General features: G+C 70.9%; 17 protein-coding genes. 8 read left to right on the top strand and 9 right to left on the bottom strand.

The features are described 5' to 3' along the window. Positions 1-17: 17 nt before the first annotated feature. Positions 18-779 (bottom strand): GntR family transcriptional regulator, encoded by a 762-nt coding sequence (locus AC4NN1_RS14335; RefSeq protein WP_116227882.1) that lies wholly within the window; start codon positions 777-779, stop codon positions 18-20. Between the two features lie 152 nt (positions 780-931). On the opposite strand from AC4NN1_RS14335, the gene iolC reads away from it, so the two are divergent. From iolC to AC4NN1_RS14295, 8 genes are all read left to right on the top strand, one after another. After that, positions 932-1,894, top strand: a complete 963-nt coding sequence (gene iolC / locus AC4NN1_RS14330) for a 5-dehydro-2-deoxygluconokinase (protein WP_018187940.1) — start codon at positions 932-934, stop codon at positions 1,892-1,894. Continuing rightward, complete coding sequence (locus AC4NN1_RS14325) at positions 1,891-2,808, top strand: Cgl0159 family (beta/alpha)8-fold protein (RefSeq protein ID WP_018187941.1); 918 nt, start codon at positions 1,891-1,893, stop codon at positions 2,806-2,808. The genes iolC and AC4NN1_RS14325 overlap by 4 nt, the downstream gene beginning before the upstream one ends. Continuing rightward, entirely contained in the window at positions 2,805-4,346 is a 1,542-nt protein-coding gene (locus AC4NN1_RS14320; protein WP_018187942.1) for a CoA-acylating methylmalonate-semialdehyde dehydrogenase, read from the top strand. Before AC4NN1_RS14325 ends, AC4NN1_RS14320 begins: the two co-directional genes overlap by 4 nt. A 39-nt stretch (positions 4,347-4,385) precedes the next feature. Continuing rightward, on the top strand, positions 4,386-5,294 hold the full coding sequence (gene iolB, locus AC4NN1_RS14315) for a 5-deoxy-glucuronate isomerase (protein ID WP_491955702.1): 909 nt from the start codon (positions 4,386-4,388) through the stop codon (positions 5,292-5,294). Then, positions 5,294-7,219, top strand: a complete 1,926-nt coding sequence (gene iolD, locus AC4NN1_RS14310) for a 3D-(3,5/4)-trihydroxycyclohexane-1,2-dione acylhydrolase (decyclizing) (protein WP_491955701.1) — start codon at positions 5,294-5,296, stop codon at positions 7,217-7,219. Before iolB ends, iolD begins: the two co-directional genes overlap by 1 nt. Continuing rightward, on the top strand, positions 7,216-8,133 hold the full coding sequence (locus AC4NN1_RS14305) for a sugar phosphate isomerase/epimerase family protein (protein WP_491955700.1): 918 nt from the start codon (positions 7,216-7,218) through the stop codon (positions 8,131-8,133). Before iolD ends, AC4NN1_RS14305 begins: the two co-directional genes overlap by 4 nt. Positions 8,134-8,166: 33 nt before the next feature. Further along, positions 8,167-9,177: an inositol 2-dehydrogenase gene (gene iolG, locus AC4NN1_RS14300; RefSeq protein ID WP_020097700.1), complete on the top strand. Its 1,011-nt coding sequence runs from the start codon at positions 8,167-8,169 to the stop codon at positions 9,175-9,177. A gap of 93 nt (positions 9,178-9,270) precedes the next feature. Then, positions 9,271-10,221, top strand: a complete 951-nt coding sequence (locus AC4NN1_RS14295; protein WP_491955699.1) for a hypothetical protein — start codon at positions 9,271-9,273, stop codon at positions 10,219-10,221. Positions 10,222-10,293: 72 nt separating this feature from the next. On the opposite strand, the gene AC4NN1_RS14290 is transcribed toward AC4NN1_RS14295, so the two are convergent. The 8 genes from AC4NN1_RS14290 to AC4NN1_RS14255 form a co-directional block, all read right to left on the bottom strand. Further along, positions 10,294-11,538, bottom strand: coding sequence for a saccharopine dehydrogenase family protein (locus AC4NN1_RS14290; protein WP_491955698.1), 1,245 nt, complete (start codon positions 11,536-11,538; stop codon positions 10,294-10,296). Between the two features lie 21 nt (positions 11,539-11,559). Further along, entirely contained in the window at positions 11,560-13,104 is a 1,545-nt protein-coding gene (locus tag AC4NN1_RS14285) for an APC family permease (protein WP_491955697.1), read from the bottom strand. 126 nt (positions 13,105-13,230) lie between these two features. After that, positions 13,231-13,782 carry an ECF transporter S component gene (locus tag AC4NN1_RS14280; protein ID WP_363456042.1) on the bottom strand — a complete coding sequence of 184 codons (552 nt, stop codon included), beginning with the start codon at positions 13,780-13,782 and terminating at the stop codon, positions 13,231-13,233. Between the two features lies 1 nt (position 13,783). Next, positions 13,784-14,605, bottom strand: a complete 822-nt coding sequence (locus AC4NN1_RS14275; protein WP_491955696.1) for a siderophore-interacting protein — start codon at positions 14,603-14,605, stop codon at positions 13,784-13,786. Positions 14,606-14,618: 13 nt separating this feature from the next. Next, complete coding sequence (locus AC4NN1_RS14270; protein ID WP_363456046.1) at positions 14,619-15,425, bottom strand: energy-coupling factor transporter transmembrane component T family protein; 807 nt, start codon at positions 15,423-15,425, stop codon at positions 14,619-14,621. Beyond that, positions 15,422-17,203, bottom strand: coding sequence for an ABC transporter ATP-binding protein (locus AC4NN1_RS14265; protein ID WP_018187953.1), 1,782 nt, complete (start codon positions 17,201-17,203; stop codon positions 15,422-15,424). The genes AC4NN1_RS14270 and AC4NN1_RS14265 overlap by 4 nt, the downstream gene beginning before the upstream one ends. 43 nt (positions 17,204-17,246) lie before the next feature. Continuing rightward, entirely contained in the window at positions 17,247-17,804 is a 558-nt protein-coding gene (locus AC4NN1_RS14260; RefSeq protein WP_491955695.1) for an ECF transporter S component, read from the bottom strand. Between the two features lie 60 nt (positions 17,805-17,864). After that, entirely contained in the window at positions 17,865-18,839 is a 975-nt protein-coding gene (locus AC4NN1_RS14255) for a pirin family protein (RefSeq protein WP_018187955.1), read from the bottom strand. Positions 18,840-18,841 lie beyond the last annotated feature (2 nt).

Below are 18,841 nucleotides of genomic sequence, written 5' to 3'. Positions count from 1 at the left end.
CGATCGCGTGCGGCCTCTTACTTCGCGACGAGCGTCGTCTCGAAGCTGTAGAGGTCGGGGCGGTAGCAGTGGTGGCCGTACTCGAAGGCGCGGCCCGAGTCGTCGAACGCGACGCGCTCCATCGTGAGGACAGGCCCCGTGGTGTCGATGTCGAGGAGTTCGCCTTCGTCGCCGCGCGCGCTGCGGGCGCCGATCTTCTGCTTGGCGACGCGGATGGTGATGCCGCGCGCGCGAAGGATCTCGTAGAGGCCGTGCTCTTCGAGCTGCTCGCGGGTGATGTCGGCGAACTCCGGCGGCAGGTAGTTCTCGAGCACGGCGACGGGCACCCCGTCGGTGCTCCGCTGCCGACGGACGAAGAGGACGTCATCGCCGGGCGTCAGGCCGAGGCTGTGGGCGACGACGTCGGTGGCCGGGATGACCTCGTGCCCGAGGACGCGGGTCGCGGGGACGTGCGAGGAGTTCTTGAGGTCCTCGTAGAGGCTCGTCAGCTCGACCGCTCGCGTCACCTGCCCTTGGACGACCTGCGTGCCGATGCCCCGGCGTCGCACGAGGAGGCCCTTGTCGACGAGCTCCTGGATCGCACGTCGGATGGTGGGGCGGGAGAGGCCGAGGCGCTGGCCGATCGCGATCTCGTTCTCGAGGCGTCCGCCGGCCGGGATCGCGCCGGAGTGGATGGCGGCTTCAAGCCGACTGGACACCTGGAAATACAGCGGCACGGGACCGGTGCGGTCGAGGTCGGTGAAGAGTTCCGCGGGCCAGTAGGTGTCGGCATCGACCACAGCCCTCACACTCCTTCTGATGGATGACGGGTGTCGTCGGCGTTTGTACCGACAACATCACGTGACAGGCTAACGGCACATCCGTCCTGGCTTCCGGATTTGTCTATGTGTTATTGTTAGGACATGTTCGCGCCTCGAGACACGACCGCCGGATGACCTCTCGCGCCACCGCCCCCGAGGTCCTGTCGCTCGGCCGTCTCGGCGTCGACATCTACCCGCTGCAGATCGGTGTCGGCCTCGAAGAGGTCTCGTCGTTCGGCAAGTTCCTCGGCGGAAGCGCGGCCAACGTCGCCGTCGCAGCCGCCCGCTACGGGCACGACGTCTCGCTCGTCTCGCGCGTCGGCGATGACCCGTTCGGCCGCTACCTCCGCGCCGAACTGGACCGCCTCTCGGTCGACCCGACGCTCGTCGCCGTCGACGGCACCTACAAGACGCCGCTCACCGTCTGCGAGATCTTCCCGCCCGACGACTTCCCGCTGTACTTCTACCGCGAACCGAAGGCGCCGGACCTCGAGGTGACGCCCGACCAGCTGCCGGACGACGTGCTGGTGGAGGCATCCATCTTCTGGCTCACGGTCACCGGCCTCAGCCAGGAGCCGAGCCGCTCCACCCACTTCGACGCCCTGCGTCGGCGCGGCCGCGCGCGCCACACCGTCCTCGACCTCGACTACCGGCCCATGTTCTGGCCCGACCCCGCCGAGGCGAGCGCGCAGGTGTCCGCCGCCCTCGAGCACGTGACGGTCGCCGTGGGCAACCGCGAGGAGTGCGAGGTCGCCGTCGGCGAGACCGACCCGATGCGGGCGGCCGACGCCCTGCTCGAGCGCGGCGTCGAGCTGGCGATCGTGAAGCAGGGACCCGAGGGCGTCCTCGCGAAGACCCGCACCGAGACCGTCGTCGCGCCGCCGCATCCCGTCGACGTGGTCAACGGGCTCGGCGCCGGAGACGCGTTCGGCGGTGCCCTCTGTCACGGCCTGCTGCTCGGCTGGGACCTGGAGCGGATCCTCCGCTTCGCGAATGCGGCCGGCGCCATCGTGGCGTCGCGCCTGGAATGTTCGACGGCGATGCCGACGACCGACGAGGTCGAGGCGATCCTGAGCGCGGGGAGCGCGACATGAGCGACCGAGTCATCAGCGAGGCCGCCTTCGCGCGTCTGCGCGAGTTGCGCGCTTTCGACCCCGAGGCGATCCGGCACGCTGTCGCGACCCGCACCCGGCGCCACCTCGACACCGGCGACGGCCGCCTCTTCATCGTCGCCGCGGATCATCCCGCGCGCGGTGCACTGGCCGTGGGGTCGGATGCCGCGGCCATGGCCGACCGCTACGAACTGATCGAGCGCCTCGCCATCGCGCTCAGCCGCCCCGGGGTCGACGGTGTCCTCGGCACCCCCGATGTGATCGACGACCTCGCCGCCCTGGGCCTGCTCGACGGCAAGATCGTCGTCGGCTCGATGAACCGCGGCGGCCTCCGGGGATCCTCCTTCGAGATGGACGACCGCTACGGCGCGTACGACGTGCCCTCGATGATCTCCGCGAACCTGGACTTCGCGAAGGTGCTCATGCGCATCAACCTCGAGGACCCGGCGACGGCCGCGACCCTCGAGGCGACGGCGCACGCCGTGACCGCGGCGGCGGGCGCCGGCATCCCGATCATGCTCGAGCCGTTCATGAGCTCGTGGCGAGACGGCCGCATCGTCAACGACCTGTCGACGGATGCCGTGGTCCTGTCGGTCGCGATCGCGTCGGGCCTCGGCGGGTCGAGCGCGTACACGTGGATGAAGCTGCCCGTCGTGCCCGACATGGAGCGGGTCATGGCGGCCACGACCCTCCCGACACTGCTTCTCGGCGGGGACTCGGGGGAGGACCCCGACACCACCTTCGCCTCATGGCAGGATGCCCTCGCGCTCCCCGGTGTCCGCGGACTCACCGTCGGCCGGACCCTCCTCTACCCGCCCGACGGCGACACCGCGGCTGCGGTCGACATCGCGGCCGGTCTCGTCCACTCCTCCCTCGTCACGAAGGAACACTCATGAGCACCCTCTCCACCCAGACCCGCGTCATCGGCCACTGGATCGGCGGCGCGCACCGTGCCTCGACGAGCGGGCGGACGGCTCCGGTGTACAACCCGGCGACGGGCGCGGTGCAGGCAGAGGTCGCCCTGGCCGACCAGGCCGAGATCGACGAGGCGATCGCCGCGGCCGAAGAGGGCTTCCGCGTGTGGTCCGCGTTCTCGATCGCGAAGCGTCAGGGCGTGCTCTTCGCGTTCCGCGAGCTGCTGAACGCACGCAAGGGCGAGCTGGCCGAGCTCATCACGAGCGAGCACGGCAAGGTCGTCTCCGACGCCATGGGCGAGATCCTCCGCGGCCAGGAGGTCGTCGAGCTCGCAACAGGGTTCCCGCACCTCATCAAGGGCGCGTACTCCGAGAACGCGTCGACCGGCGTCGACGTCTTCTCGATCAAACAGCCCCTCGGCGTCGTCGGCGTCATCTCGCCCTTCAACTTCCCCGTCATGGTGCCGCTCTGGTTCGCCCCGATCGCGATCGCAGCCGGCAACGCGGTCGTCCTCAAGCCCAGCGAGAAGGACCCGTCGGCCGCGCTCTGGCTCGCCGAGCTGTGGGCGGAGGCGGGCTTGCCGGCTGGCGTCTTCACGGTGCTGCAGGGCGACAAGCTCGCCGTCGACGGGCTGCTGCACAGCCCCGTCGTGCAGTCGATCTCGTTCGTCGGCTCGACTCCGATCGCGCAGTACATCTACGAGACCGCATCGCGCAACGGCAAGCGCGTGCAGGCCCTCGGCGGCGCGAAGAACCACATGCTCGTGCTCCCCGACGCCGACCTCGACCTCGTCGCCGACCAGGCGGTCAACGCGGGCTTCGGCGCGGCGGGCGAGCGGTGCATGGCGATCAGCGTCGTCCTCGCCGTCGAGCCGGTCGCCGACGAGCTGATCGCCAAGGTGAGCGAGCGCATCGCGAAGCTCCGTATCGGCAACGGCGCGGGCCAGGACGGCGTCGAGCCCGACATGGGGCCGCTCATCACCGACGTCCACCGCGACAAGGTGTCCTCCTACGTCGACATCGCCGAGGCCGACGGCGCGACGGTCGTCGTCGACGGCCGTGGGTTCACGGTCGACGGCCACGAGGACGGGTTCTTCTTCGGACCCACCCTCCTCGACCACGTCCCGACGACCTCCCGCGCCTACACGGAGGAGATCTTCGGACCCGTCCTCTCGGTCGTCCGCGTCGAGAGCTACGACGAGGGCCTCGCGCTCATCAACTCGGGCGAGTTCGGCAACGGCACCGCGATCTTCACCAACGACGGCGGCGCCGCGCGCCGGTTCCAGCACGAGGTGCAGGTCGGCATGATCGGCATCAACGTGCCGATCCCCGTCCCCGTCGCGTACCACTCGTTCGGCGGCTGGAAGAAGTCGCTGTTCGGCGACGCGAAAGCGTACGGTGTCCACGGGTTCGACTTCTTCACCCGTGAGAAGGCGATCACCAGCCGGTGGCTCGACCCCGCCACGCGTGCCCTCGGCGAGCACGGCGGCATCAACCTCGGCTTCCCCCAGAACACCTGATCGCACGCCGCCCGGCGGCGGCATCCCGAGAGCGCGAAGATGAGCATCGAGAACACCTGGTTCCACCGCCGCGGCGACCTCGCCGCAGACGGCTGGGAGAGCGTCGTCGACCGGGGCACCCCCGGCTGGCAGCACACCGGCATCCGTGTCGCCGACCTCGCGGACGGCGATGCCGTCGAGCTGGCCGAGACCGACGTCGAGCGCATCATCGTGCCGCTCGCGGGCTCGTTCGAGGTCGACCATGCAGACGGCGACGACAGCGCACGGACGACGCTGCAGGGTCGTCGGTCGGTCTTCGACGGCCCGACCGACGTGCTCTACCTCCCGGTCGGACGGACGGCGACGCTCACAGGACGCGGTCGCGTGGCCGTCGCGGAGGCCCCGGCATCCGTCCGCCTTCCGTGGCGCCACATCGCCGCGGCGGAGACCCCCGTCGAGCTGCGCGGCGCGGGATCGTCGAGCCGACAGGTGCACAACTTCGGGACGCCGCAGGCGCTGGATGCCGACCGCCTGATCGTCTGCGAAGTGATCACCCCGGCCGACAACTGGTCGTCGTACCCGCCGCACAAGCACGACGAGCACGTCCCGGGGCACGAGTCGCGCCTCGAGGAGATCTACTACTTCGAGTCGGCGCCGGTCGCAGGGTCGGCGGCCGCCGAGGACAGTGCCTTTGGGATGTTCAGCACCTACTCCTCGCCCGCGGGCGAAATCGACATCGCCGCGATGGTGCGGACGGGCGACATCGCCCTCGTGCCGTTCGGGTACCACGGGCCCGCCGTCGCCGCGCCGGGATACGACCTGTACTACCTGAACGTCATGGCCGGGCCCGACCCCGACCGGGCGTGGCTCATCAGCGACGACCCCGCGCACGCGTGGGTCCGCGACACCTGGACGGAGCAGGACGTCGATCCGCGGCTCCCGTACCCGACCGAGGAAGGCCGATCCTGATGGCAGAGACGAAGCGGATGACGGTCAGCCAGGCGCTCATCGAGTTCCTGGCCCACCAGTGGACGGTCGACGGCGACGTGCGCGAGCGCACGATCCCCGGGGTCTTCGGCATCTTCGGTCACGGCAACGTCGCCGGCATCGGCCAGGCGCTCACTCAGCTGAACGTCCACGATCCCGACCTCATGCCGTATCACCAGGCCCGCAACGAGCAGGCGATGGTGCACCAGGCCGTCGGCTACGCGCGGATGCACCGTCGCCGTGGCACGTATGCGGCCGCGGCATCCGTCGGTCCGGGCGCGGCCAACATGCTCACGGGAGCCGCGCTCGCGACGACCAATCGCCTTCCGGCGCTCCTCCTGCCGAGCGACACGTTCGCGACCCGTGTCGCCGACCCCGTGCTGCAGCAGCTCGAGCAGCCATGGGACATCGGGCTCACGGTCAACGACGCGTTCCGCCCGCTCTCGAAGTTCTTCGACCGCGTGCAGCGGCCCGAGCAGCTCTACTCGATCGCGCTCGCCGCGATGCGGGTGCTGACCGACCCCGCCGAGACGGGCGCCGTCACGATCGCCCTCCCCGAGGACGTGCAGGCCGAGGCGCTCGATGTGCCCATCGAGTTCCTGCAGGACCGCGAGTGGCACATCCGCCGTCCGCTCCCCGAGCGCGGACCTCTCGAGCGCGCGGTCGCCGCGATCCGCTCGGCGAAGACCCCGTTCATCGTGGCCGGCGGTGGGGTCATCTACTCCGAGGCGGAGGAGCAGCTCCGCGCGTTCGTCGAGGCCACCGGCATCCCCGTCGGCACGACCCAGGCCGGCGGCGGATCCCTCGCGTGGGACCACCCGCAGTACCTCGGCGGCGTCGGCGCGACGGGCTCGCTCGCCGCGAACCGGCTCGCGGCCGAGGCCGACGTCGTCATCGGGATCGGCACCCGTTACAGCGACTTCACCACCGCGTCGCGGACGGCCTTCCAGAACCCGGACGTCGTCTTCGTCAACATCAACGTCGCCGCCTTCGACGCCTACAAGCACGGCTCGGAGCTGCCCGTCATCGCCGATGCCCGCGAAGCACTGGTCGCGCTCACGCGGGACCTCGAGGGCTTCCGCGTCACCGCCGACCACGCCGAGCAGATCGCCCGGCTGAAGGCCGAGTGGGACGAGATCGTCGACCGCGCGTTCGCGCCGTCGGGTGCCGACCGTCCCGGCCAGCCCGAGATCATCCACGCCGTGCACGCCGCGACCGACCCGCGCGACGTCATCGTGCAGGCTGCCGGATCGCTCCCCGGCGACCTCCACAAGCTGTGGCGCGTGCGGGACCCGCTCGGCTACCACGTCGAGTACGCGTTCTCGTGCATGGGCTACGAGATCGCCGGCGGGCTCGGCGCGAAGCGCGGGCTCGTCGCTGCGGGGGATGACCGCGACGTCGTCGTCATGGTGGGCGACGGGTCGTACCTGATGCTCAACAGCGAGCTCGTCACGGCGGTCGCCGAGGGCATCAAGATCATCGTGGTCCTCATCCAGAACCACGGCTTCGCCTCGATCGGTCACCTCTCCGAGACAGTCGGCTCGCAACGCTTCGGCACGCAGTACCGCACCTACGACGCGGCGGCGAAGAACTTCCAGGGTGGCGACGTCCTCCCCGTCGACCTCGCGATGAACGCCCGCAGCTACGGTCTCGAGGTCGTCGAGATCGCGGAAGGACCGGATGCCGCGGCGAACCTGACCGCCGCCGTCGCCGCCGCGAAGGCATCCGATCGGTCGACGTTCATCCACATCAACAGCGATCCGCTCGTCTACGCACCCGACAACGCCGGGTGGTGGGACGTGCCCGTCCCGGAGGTGTCGACCATCGAGTCCACGCAGCAGGCCCGCGAGGCCTACGTCGGCGAACGCGCCGCGCAGCGCCCACTCCTCGGCGGAGGTCAGCGATGAAGGCGGTCGTCGCCGGCGCTCCGGTCAGCTTCGGTGTCTTCGAGCTCACCCCGGAGGGCGCCGAGACGATCTCGGCCGACGCGATGATGGCGGCGCTCGCCGAGGCGGACTACGCCGGCATCGACCTGGGCCCCCTCGGGTTCCTCGGTGAGGACGCCGCCCTCCGGGGCCGCCTCGAGCGGTTCGGCCTCGGGCTCGCCGGCGGTTGGGTCCAGCTGCCGTTCTCGGACGACGACGCCTTCGCCGCCGCCCTGCCCGACCTGCGCGCGGCGCTCCGCCAGTTCTCGGCGGGTGCCGAGGCCGGCGCCGGCCCCCTGCCGCTTCCGACGCTCGCCGACGACGGGTCGTCGCTCCGCCGCGGTGCCCCGGGTCGCGGCGCCGAGGTCGACCGGCTCGACACGGATGCCTGGGGCCGTCTCACCGACAACGTCGCCCGCGCCGCGCGCATCGTCCGGGGCGCCGGCTTCGAGCCGACGTTCCACCACCACGCGGGGACCTTCATCGAGTCGCCCGACGAGATCGACCGGTTCGTCGCCGACACCGACGTCGACCTCACCCTCGACACCGGACACCTCTTCATCGCGGGCGGCGATCCGCTCGCCGCCGTCGAGCGCTGGGGCGACCGCATCAACCACCTGCACCTCAAGGACGTCGACCTCGCCGCGCTCCGACGGGTCCTCGCCGCAGGCGGGGGGATGCCGGAGGTCTGGTCGGGCGGCTCGTTCGTCGCCTTCGGCCAGGGCGACATCGACCTCGCCGCCGTCATGACCGCCCTCGACGCCCGCGGGTACGAGGGCTGGGTCGTCGTCGAGCAGGACGTGCTCAACGGACCCGACGTCGCCCTCGACGCCTTCGTCGCCGCCCGCTCCGCCGATCAGGTCACCAACCGCGACGCCCTGCGCGCCTGGGTCTGACACCGAATCCCTCTCTCGACGAACAGGAACGACATGACCGCCACCCCCGTCCGCTTCGGACTCTTCGGCTCCGGACGCATCGGTCAGGTGCACGCCGCGAGCATCGCCGCCTCACCCGACGCCGAGCTCGCGTGGATCGCCGACCCGTTCATCGACGGTGCCGAGCGGCTCGCCGCCCAGTACGGCGGGAAGACCACGACCGATCCCGCCGAGGTCTTCGCCTCGGGCGAGGTCGACGCGGTGCTCGTCGCCTCGCCGACCCCCACGCACGTCGACCTGATCCGCGCCGCAGTGGAGGCCGGCATCCCCGTCCTCTGCGAGAAGCCGATCGATCTCGACATCGCCCGCGTCGAGGCGCTCCGTCCCGTGGTCGCCGCCGCCGGTGTGCCCGTCGCGCTCGGGTTCAACCGCCGGTTCGACCCCGGCTTCCACACGGCGCGTTCGCGCGTCGCTGCGGGCGAGATCGGCCGCCTCGAGCAGCTGACGATCATCAGCCGCGACCCTTCGGCGCCGCCGGCGTCGTACGTCGCCGTGTCGGGCGGCATCTTCCGCGACATGACGATCCACGACTTCGACATGGCGCGCTACTTCCTGCCCGACATCGTGCAGGTCACCGCCTTCGGCACGACGACCTTCGACGACGGCGCCCGCGAGCACGGCGACTTCGACACGACCACCGCCATCCTCAAGTCCGCCTCGGGTGCGCTCGTCACGATCATCAACTCGCGCCACAGCACGACCGGGTACGACCAGCGCATCGAGGCCTACGGCAGCGACGGCGACCTGACCGTCGCCAACCAGGGCACGAGCCTCGTGAGCCTGTCGAACGCGAACGGTGTCGCCGCCGGTGCGCCGTTCGAGGCATCCATGGTCACCCGCTACACCCCTTCGTACCGGGCCGAGCTGGCGGAGTTCCTCAAGCTGGTGCGCGGCGAGGAGTCCGCGAGCCCGACGTTCGACGACGGCCGCGCCGCGCTGCTTTTGGCAGACGCGGCGCAGCGCTCGGCGACCGAGGGTGTGTCGGTCGCCGTCGACCTGACCTGACGTCGTGATGAGGTCCCGATCGGGCCGGGTGAGCGCACGCGTTTCCCGGCCGGATCGGGACGTCGCCGTCGCTGCCCCGTACGATCGACCCTCGTGAGGGATGCCGCCGACGATCGCCGCTCGTGGGCGTTCCCCGTCGTGGCCCTCGGGGCGGGACTCGCCCTGTTCGCCCTCGCCGTGGCGGTCGTCCTCGTGACGTCGGACCTGGACATCTGGTCGATCCTGCTGGCCGTCGTCGGCGGATGGGCGCTCGGCGCTGCTTTCGTCGGCGCGGTCGAGCGTCTCGGTGCGGCGGGCCTGATCGTCCACGTCGTCGTCGCGATCGCGGCGGGAGCCGTGCTCGCCACCGTCGGCTCGTGGGGCGACCTGCAGGGCGCCCCGGTGCTGCGCGCAGTCGTCGTCGCCGGCGGGATCGCTCTCGCCCCGGCATCCGCGTGGATCTGGATCGCCCTCCTCGGGCGCGTCCTCGGCCGCATCCGGGTCGGGCGGCGACCATCGCCGCCGTCGACTCTCGATTGGCGTGCTGCGCCGGCGGGAGGCGCCGCCGTGGAGGTCCGCGCGGTGTCGATGTCGATGCGTGGCCTCGCTGCGGGGATCGTCCTCGCGATCATCGCCGCCGCCGTCCCCGTCATCGCCGTGCTGATCGGCCTCTCGGACGTCTTCCCCCGGCTCGGGCCCCGCTCCCTCGTCGTCCTGGTCGCGCTTCCCTTCGCGGGGCTCGCCTACCTCGCTCTGTGGGCCGTCGTCCAGCGCCGGTCGGCGACATACACGATCACGTTCGGCGCCTCTGACGTGCGCATCACGAACGCCGGGCGCGAGGAGCGGTTCGCCTACCGCGACATCGATCTGCTCCGCTGGCGCGAGCGCGGCGAGTACGCGCGCCTCGAGGTGCGGACCGCCACGACGCACCGCACCCTGCTCGTGGGACTCACCCGCACCCCCGCCCTGCCACCCCTGTCGCGCCGAACGGTCGGCCTGCTCGAGGCAGAGGGGCTCACCGCGCAGGTCTCGCGCGACCGCGCGCTCACGACCTACCGGCGCTGAGCCGCTGTCGAAGTCCCGTTCGGGCCGGGAATGCGCGCCCGTTTCCCGGCCCGATCGGGACCTCGCCCCTCCTCAGGCCTCGCTGGCGATGGGATGCGGCTGCTCCCGCATGCCCCACGGTGAGCCGTAGCCCTCGGGCTTCGGTGCGGCGAGCAGCTCGAGAAACGGCTTCGCGTCGAACGCCTCGGGACCGAGCACGCCCGTCCCCGACCACGTGCCGCGGGCGAGCAGCTCGAGCGCGATGACGGGGTTGATCGCCGTCTGCCAGACGACGGCCTGCGAGTTGTCCTCGCGCATCGTCTGCTCGTTGTCGGCCACGTGGTAAAGGTACGTCGAGCGCGGCTGCCCGTCCTTGCCGGTTCCCGTCACCCACACGCCGGCGCACGTCTTACCGCTCATCTTGTCGCCGATGGTGGCCGGGTCGGGGAGGGCCGCCGCCACGACGTCGCGCGGTGAGACCTGCACCCCCTTCACGGTCAGCGGGTCGGTCTTGTCGAGGCCGAGCTTGTTGAGCACCCGCAGCACCTCGATGAACTCGTCGCCGAGGCCGTACTTGAATGTCACGCGCTTGGCCTTGGTCCACCGCGGCATGAGGAGCACCTCCTCGTGCTCGACGTTGACGCACTCGACCGGGCCGATCCCGTCGGGGAAGTCGAACACCTCCGGCTCGCTGAAGGGCTCGGTGACGTACCAGCCCTTGCCCTCCTCGTAGATGACCGGCGGGTTCAGGCACTCCTCGATCGTCGTCCAGATCGAGAACGACGGCGCGAAGTCGTACCCCGCGACGACGAGGTTCGCGCCGTCGCGCACGCCCAGCTCGTCGATCTCGTCGAACAGCTCATCCTCCGCGTAGCGGGCGAAAACGTCCGACAGGCCCGGCTCGACGCCGATCCCGACGAGCGCCAGGCGCCCGGCATCCTGCCACTCCTGCTCCTTCGCGAACTGCGCGTCGCCGAGCTTGACGCCCACCTCCTCATACGGGCGATCCGGATGCCGCTCCGACAGGCTCATGGCCATGTCGAGGTACGTCGCCCCGGCGGCGAAGGCGCCGTCGAAGATCGGCATGACGAAGCGCGGGTCGACGGCGTTCAGCACGTGGGTGGCGGAGTGCTCGCGGATGAGGGATGCCACGGACTCGGCGTTCGAGGCATCCACCTGCGCCGCGGCGAAGCGCTCGTCGCCGAGCTCGTCCACGAGCGCCTGCGGACGGGCCGGGTCGTAGTCGGCGATGACGACGGTCTCGAAGAAATCGCGTCGGCGGAGGATGCGGGCGGCGGCACTGCCGACACCGCCCGCGCCGATGATGAGGATGCGCATGCGGGGGTTCCTTTCGGGCGGTCAGATGCCGCCGTCGATCGAACGGGGGAGCGAGCTGGTGTCGTCTGGGACGAGGACGGGGGTTTCGCGGTTGAGGCTCTCGCCGCGGAAGAACCGCTTGGCCCGAGGGAAGAAGAACCAGATGACCATGAGCACCGCGCCCAGCGCGAGCGCCCCGATGCCGACCACGAACGTCGAGCCGACCCCGAGCAGCGTGCCGTAGTAGCTGTAGTCGGGGGCCAGCATGTCGATTGCCGACTGGATGAACGCGTACGTCAGCAAGAGCGCGCCGATGAGCGGGAACAGTCCCTTGAAGAAGAAGTCGCGCGCGGAGCGGAAGAGGTCGGCCCGGAAGTACCAGACGCACGCGTACCCCGTGATGGCGTAGTAGAAGGCGATCGCGAGGCCGAGGGAGAGGATCGTGTCCTGCAGGATCGCGTCGCTGATCGTCGTCATCACGACGTAGTAGACGATCGCGACGACGCCCATGACGAGGGTCGAGAACGACGGGGTCCGGTAGTCGGGGTGGACGTCCTTGAACTTCGCGGGCAGCGCCCGATAGACGCCCATCGCGAGGGTGCCGCGGGCGGTCGGGAGGATCGTGGTCTGCGTCGACGACACGGCCGATATGAGCACCGCCACCACCAGAAGCCACCCCCACGGACCGAGCAGTCCGTCGCGGATACCGAGGAAGAAATCGTCGGCGTTCTCGGGATTGCCGAGCCCGCCGCCCTCTTCGCCGATGCCCGCGTACATCATCGCGGCGATCGTGACCGAGACGTAGGTGACGAGCAGGAGCACGCAGGTGAGCAGGGCCGCCAGTCCCGGGATGCGCTTGGGGTCCTTCGTCTCCTCGTTGAGGGCGAGGCACGTGTCCCAGCCCCAGTAGATGAAGATCGCGAGCAGGATCGCCTCGACGAACCCGCCCCAGTCGCCGAAGGCGAACGGGTTCAGCCACTCCCAGCTGAACGGCGTCGCCGCCGGTGCGTCGCCGGCGAAGAACTGCGTCAGGGCGGCGATGACGAAGACGATGAGGGCGAGGTACTGGATGCCGAGCAGCACGTTCTGGATGCGCTCGCCGATCTCGACACCGCGCCACGAGATCCAGGTCATCGCCGCGATGAAAGCGACGGCGACGACGATGATGCGCCAGTCGTTCTGCTCCTCGAACTCCTGCCCGAGGAGCGCCCAGAAGTACACCGAGCCGACCTGGGCGAGGTTCGCGAGCACGATCATGCCGGCGATCGCGACGCCCCACCCGCCCATCCAGCCGACCCACGGCCCGAACGCCTTGGTCGCCCACGTGAACGCCGTCCCGCAGTCGGGGACGGCGTTGTTGAGCTCGCGGTAGGCGAAGGCGATGAGCAGCATCGGGATGAACGCGATCACAAACGCGATCGGCGCCTGCCCGCCGACGGCGAGGACGACGTAGCCGAGCGTCGCGACGAGCGAATAGACCGGCGCCGTCGAGGCCAGGCCGATGACGGTCGAGCCCCAGAGGCCGAGTGTGCCGGCGGCGAGCCCCTTGCCGTCCGGCCGGGTCAGGTGAACGGGTGTCGTGGTCACGCGGGCCTCCTCAGAAACGCGAGCCGCTCCCGCGATCGGGTGCGGCCTGCGGCATCGGGAGCGTCGGGCCCTGCGGGAAAGTTGCCTCACAGTAGCACCGGGTTCCTCGCGGCACGAGGCCCGATTTCAGGAGGCCCGAGGAGCCCGCCGTCGCGCCAGCCTGGCCACACCGGCGGCCCGCAGCCGGTCGGCGATGAGGATGCCGGCCCATGTCCCCACCACGCAGCTGACGGCGCAGAGGCCGATGAACAGCACCACGAGCAGCGGACTCATCGACCACAGGTCGAACGACTGGGCGGCGAGGATCGGATACCCGATGCCGATGGCCGCACCACCGGCGTAGTGCAGCCAGGTCGACCAGCGCCGGTAGAGCGTCACCAGGAACGGGAGCTCGGGGAAGAGCGACCAGAAGACGGTCGTCGCGACGGCCGAGATCGTCCAGAACGGAGTGAGGACGAGACCGGAGATCACTCCGACGAGCAGTCCAGCGAACGGGCGGTTGAGGAGGCGCAGCGCGATGACCGCCGGCATGACCCACAGGCCCGCGATAGCGACGCTCGCGAAGGGGACGGTGGCGAACAAGCCGAGCGACACCCACCATCCGACGGCGAGCACGATCCCCGAGGCGACACCGATCGCGGCGCACGTGAGCAGGTAGGCGGTGGTGATCTTTCCCATGTCAGTGTCCCGTCGTCGAGCGCCAGTAGCCGATGAAGCTGATCGCTGCCTTGTCGACGCCCTGCGCGACGAGGTGGCGGCGGGCGGAGGTCGGCAGGTGCTGCTCGCCGACGATGAAGTGGTGGGCGCCCGGGGCGGGGGCGTGGCGCTCGAGCGCGGCGAGGGCGAGGGAGCCGGGTGCGGCATCCGCGTCGCGCACGAGCCAGCGCACGTCGACGCCGGCCGGGGAGTCGAAGTCGAGTGCGTCCTCGGCGCTCGGCGCCTCGATCAGGGCGACGCCGGTGGCGGATGCCGGCAGCGAGGCGCAGATGCCGGCCACCGCGGGGGCGCCCGTCTCGTCGGCGACGAGCACGACGCGATCGACTCCGCGGGCGGGGTTGAACCCGAGGCCCTCGTCGATGATGACGACGCTCTCGCCCGGTTGCGCGCGCTCCGCCCATCCCGACGCTGGACCCGGGGCATCCCCCTGCCCGTGCAGGACGAAGTCGACATCGATCTCGGCGCCACGGGAAGCGGATGCCGGGCGGTACGCACGCACGGTGTAGTTGCGCATGACGGGGCGGACTCCCTCGGGGATGCGGAGGAACCGGAGGTAGCCCAGCAGCCCGTTCGCCTTGGCCGGGATGCGGTCGAGGCCCTCCTCGCCGCCGACGGGCAGGAACAGGCGGAACCACTGGTCGTAGCCGCGGAAGGTGAAGCGGTCGATCTCACCCCCGCCGAGGGTGACGCGCATCCAGTGCGGGGCGATGCGCTCGGTGCGCACGACGGTGAGATGCAGGAGCTCCTGCATCTCGGGCTTCACGAGTGCGCTGGCGCGGGCCATCGGCATCCTTTCATCACAGGGTCCAGGGAAAGAGGGCGATGAGAATCACGGCAGACGCGATCCACAGCGCGCCCGTGAAGACGGTGTCGCGCCGACGCCAGGGCAGGAGGTATCGCTCGGTGCGGTCCGGGTGGGCGCCGAACGCACGAGCGTCCATCGCGAGCGCGACGCGCTCGGCGTGACGGATCGCCCCTGCCAGCAGCGGCACGATGTAGCCCCACCACCGCGCGATCGCCGCGAACGGGCCGCGGCCGGCGTGCGCGCCCCGCACGCGGTGCGCCTGGCGGATGACCTCGAGCTCGTACCCGAAGCGCGGCACGAACCGGAAGGCAGCGAGGGCCGTGTAACCGATGCGATAGGGCACCCGCAACTGCTGAACGAGCGCGCGGACGAGGTCAGGTCCGGTCGTCGTGAGCCCGGCGACGAATCCGAGGGCGAGGATCGCGGCCAGCCGGAGCCCGGTCGCGAGTCCGATCTGGACTGCGCCGAGGTAGAGAGTCCAGTCGCCGACGGAGAGGAGCGGCGCCGACCGGTCGACCCGCGCGGGGTCGGCCCAGAGTGACAGTGCCAAGCCCACCACGGCGGCCCCGACCGGGACCGCGACGAACAGCAGTAGCGAGATACGGCCGGTCAGGCGCGCCCCCGCGAGCACAAGCACGTACGCCAGGCCGAGGAAGGCGGCCGGGGTCGCGAGGTCCCGCGCGAAGATCAGCAGCAGCATGGCGGGGAGCGGCCCGGCAAGCTTCGCCAACGGGCTCAGCTGTGCGAGGAATCCGCGTGAGGGTGCCTCGACGGCGTACGGATCGATCGTGGCGGTCACCGGAGCGCCGCCTCGAGGTCGTCGAGGCGGGTGACTCCGGCGAGGGACGGATGCCGCCTCACGCCGCGCAGTGCGGCGGCGAGCGGCGGGATGCGCAGGCCCGATCGGCGCAGCAGCGCCTCGTCAGCGAACACGTCCCGTGTGGGGGCGTCGGCGACGATGCGCCCGTCGCCGACGACGACCGTACGGGTCGCGTACTCCGAGACGAGCTGCATGTCGTGAGTGACGACGATGATTGTGGTGCCGTCGTCGTTGAGCCCCTGCAGTAGTCGCAGGAGCTCGTCGGCGCGGGCGCGGTCCTGCCCGAAGGTCGGTTCATCGAGCGTGAGGATCGGGGCGCCGCCGACCAGCGCGGTCCCCACCGACAGCCGCCGCTTCTGGCCACCCGAGAGCAGGAACGGATGGACGTCGGCCTTGCCTTCGAGCCCGAATCTCGTAAGGACCTCCATCGTCCGCTCGCGGATGGCCTCGTCCGTGAGGTGCCGACCGTGAAGCCCGTGAGCCAGCTCATCGAAGACCGTGTGTGCGATGAACTGGTGCTCGGGGTTCTGGAACACGAACCCGATGCGTCTCGAGAGGTCGCGGAGCGGGATGCGCGCGGCATCCGTCCCCGCCACCTGCACCGCGCCGCGTGGCGGCGGGATGACCCCCGCGATCGCCTGCAGCAGGCTCGTCTTTCCGGCCCCGTTCGCCCCGACGACCGCGACGAACTCGCCCGCGGTGATCGTGAGGTCGACGTCGTGGAGCACCTCGCGTCGGCCGCGGCGGAGGGTGAGCCCCCGCACCTCGATCACCGGGCGTGCAGAGTGCAGGTCTAGGCGCAGGTCGGTGGCCCGTTCCGGGCCGTCCGGCGCCGCTGAACCTGCCCTGGGCACGGGAGGGGCGGTCGCCTCGAGCGTCTCGCGCAGTTCGGTCGGGGTCAGCGGAAGGCGGGGGAGGTTCCAGCCCGCTCGGCGCAGCGCGAGGGCTGCCGTCGCCGACACGGGGAGCCACACGCCGAGCGCGTGCAGTTCCTCGGCGCGCTCGCGGAGGACGTCGTCGACGGTGCCGTCGGCGATCGTGCGACCGTCGGCGTCGAGCACCACGACCCGGTCGGTGAGCGTGACGGCGGCGTCGAGGTTGTGCTCGACGAGGAGGATCGATCGCCCGTCGGCGACGACGGCGGCGAGAGCATCGTAGACATCCTCGATGCCGGCCGGATCGAGGTTGGCGGTCGGTTCATCGAGGACGAGCAGGTCGGAGCCGAGCGCCAGGGCGCTCGCGATGGCGAGACGCTGCTTGCCCCCACCTGACAGGCGGTCGGGGTTCTCGTGGCGCCTCTCCCACAGGCCCATCCGACGCAGCGCTGCCTCGGTGCGGGCGAGGACCTCGTCGACCGGGAGCCGCAGGTTCTCGGGGCCGAAGGCGACGTCGTCGAGGACGGTGCCCGTGATGAGCTGCGCGTCCGGGTCTTGGAAGACCATGCCCACGCGCGAAGCGAGCGTGGCCACGGGCGTCGTCGTCGCGTCGAGGCCCGCGACCGACACCGTGCCTGTCAGTTCGGCCGGCACTGCCTGGGGGATCAGCCCGTTCGTCGCGAGGGCGAGGGTGGACTTTCCCGATCCGCTCGGCCCGAGGAGGAGCACGACCTCACCCGGTGCGACTTCGAACGAGACGGATGCCGGTACCGCGGTGTGCGCGCCGTCGTGCACGATCGCGACATCGCGGACACGGAGGAGCGCCGGCGGCGTTCCCGGGGCGAGCGGGACGTCGGGCGCGCCGGGGTCGGCAGAGGTCACGGGAGTCCAAACGAGGGAGGGGTACTCCCAAGTTAGCCTACCCTTACCTATGGGTGACGGTCGGTCGTGCGACACCCGCCCGACGCAGACCCGAGCCCACGCCGAGGCCGGCGGCGGTCCAGGCGACGGGCCCGAAGATCGACACCACGAAGTACGCGATCTGCGCCCAGGTGGGGAGCACTGTGAGGTCGGCGGCGACCGCCACCACCCCGGCCACCACGACCCCGATGACGACAGCCGAGACGTAGAAGCGCCAGCGTCCCCAGACGCGGTAACGGGTGAGGGCAGCCACTCCCTCCTGAATGGCACCGAACAGCAGTGCGGTGCCGAGGAAGCGTCCGATCCAGGCCGGGTTCACGGAGCTCGCGACCAGCGCGGCCAGCACATGCGTCGTGAGGGCGACGAGGGGCATCCGGAAAACCTGCTGCGCGATGATGCCTGGCAACACGTGCGAGCCGAGCACGGCGCCGTACGCCCAGGGCGCCAGGGCGAGGACCGCGGGTGTCACGAGCCCGGCTACTCCGCCGAGGATGCCTGTGGCCACGCCGAGCGCCGCACACACGAGCAGGACGCGCGTGGAGAGCAGGGGGATTCGGGCCACGGATCCAAGGCTATCCGCGGGCGAGCGGGGCCCGGGCCGTGCAAAACCGCGGGCGCCGAGTCAGGTGCGACGGCGCCGTTTCGTCAACCGCACGGTCGGCAGCGGCGGCGCGGGTATCCGCTCGTCGCCGTGCGTGACGACGTGTCCGAAACGCGGCGAGTCCGCCTCCCACTCGTCACGTGCGGCGACGATCTCCTCGTGGCTGCGCCCGACGAAGTTCCACCACATGACGATGTCGCTCTCGAACGGTTCGCCGCCGAGCACGAAGACCGTGACGTCGGTCGGTGCCTCGATCTCGATGACCTCTCGTGCGAGGCCCAGGTAGAGCAGGTCGTGGTCGCCGAGCGTCACGGACTCCTCGTCTCCGGCGTGGACGAGAGGAGCCCCGTCGACCCCGACGAGGGCGTGCTCCCACGCGGGGTTCAGTGGAATCCGCACCCGGGCCCCCGCGGGGATGAAGACCTCCGCGCCGACGATCGGCGTGTACATCGTGGCGGGAGAGTGGATGCCGGCGAGCTCGCCGACCACGACGACCGCCGCTGCGCCGTCGCCCAGGTCCACGACGGGCAGGTCGGTGTGTCTCTCGAAATCGGGCCCGCCGTGGCGGCGCGACTCGGGGAGCGCGACCCAGAGCTGGAGGGCGTCGGTGACGGTGGGCTCGTCGCCCATCGAGTACTCGGAGTGGGCGATGCCCGCCCCGCTGGTCATGATGTTCAGCTGCCCGCGCTTGATGACGACGTCGGAGCCGATCGTGTCGCGGTGGCGGGTCTCGCCCGCGAAGGGCCACGTGACGGTCTGCAGCCCGATGTGCGGGTGGGGTTCGACGCGCATCGTCGTCACCTGAGGGCCGAACCGATCGAGGAAGCACCAGGCGCCGACCATCGGCAGCTCGCGCTGCGGCAGGGCGCGGTGCACCTGCATGCCGCGGACGCCGCCGAGGGGGACTTCGCGCGCGGTCAGCAGCAGTGCGCGCGGGCCGTCACAGGATGCCGGGGCGTCGACGGTCTCGGTCGGGTCGGCGTCGAGGCGGGTCATCC

The organism is Microbacterium sp. MDV22-iso44, from assembly GCF_058629135.1.
This window is presented reverse-complemented; position numbering and strand designations above follow the sequence as displayed.

Bases quoted from the DNA above. Each gene is read 5' to 3' on its own strand.
- iolC (WP_018187940.1), top strand. From the start codon at position 932: ATGACCTCTCGCGCCACCGCCCCCGAGGTCCTGTCGCTCGGCCGTCTC.
- AC4NN1_RS14325 (WP_018187941.1), top strand. From the start codon at position 1,891: ATGAGCGACCGAGTCATCAGCGAGGCCGCCTTCGCGCGTCTGCGCGAG.
- AC4NN1_RS14320 (WP_018187942.1), top strand. From the start codon at position 2,805: ATGAGCACCCTCTCCACCCAGACCCGCGTCATCGGCCACTGGATCGGC.
- iolB (WP_491955702.1), top strand. From the start codon at position 4,386: ATGAGCATCGAGAACACCTGGTTCCACCGCCGCGGCGACCTCGCCGCA.
- iolD (WP_491955701.1), top strand. From the start codon at position 5,294: ATGGCAGAGACGAAGCGGATGACGGTCAGCCAGGCGCTCATCGAGTTC.
- AC4NN1_RS14305 (WP_491955700.1), top strand. From the start codon at position 7,216: ATGAAGGCGGTCGTCGCCGGCGCTCCGGTCAGCTTCGGTGTCTTCGAG.
- iolG (WP_020097700.1), top strand. From the start codon at position 8,167: ATGACCGCCACCCCCGTCCGCTTCGGACTCTTCGGCTCCGGACGCATC.
- AC4NN1_RS14290 (WP_491955698.1), bottom strand. From the start codon at position 11,538: ATGCGCATCCTCATCATCGGCGCGGGCGGTGTCGGCAGTGCCGCCGCC.
- AC4NN1_RS14280 (WP_363456042.1), bottom strand. From the start codon at position 13,782: ATGGGAAAGATCACCACCGCCTACCTGCTCACGTGCGCCGCGATCGGT.
- AC4NN1_RS14275 (WP_491955696.1), bottom strand. From the start codon at position 14,605: ATGGCCCGCGCCAGCGCACTCGTGAAGCCCGAGATGCAGGAGCTCCTG.
- AC4NN1_RS14255 (WP_018187955.1), bottom strand. From the start codon at position 18,839: ATGACCCGCCTCGACGCCGACCCGACCGAGACCGTCGACGCCCCGGCA.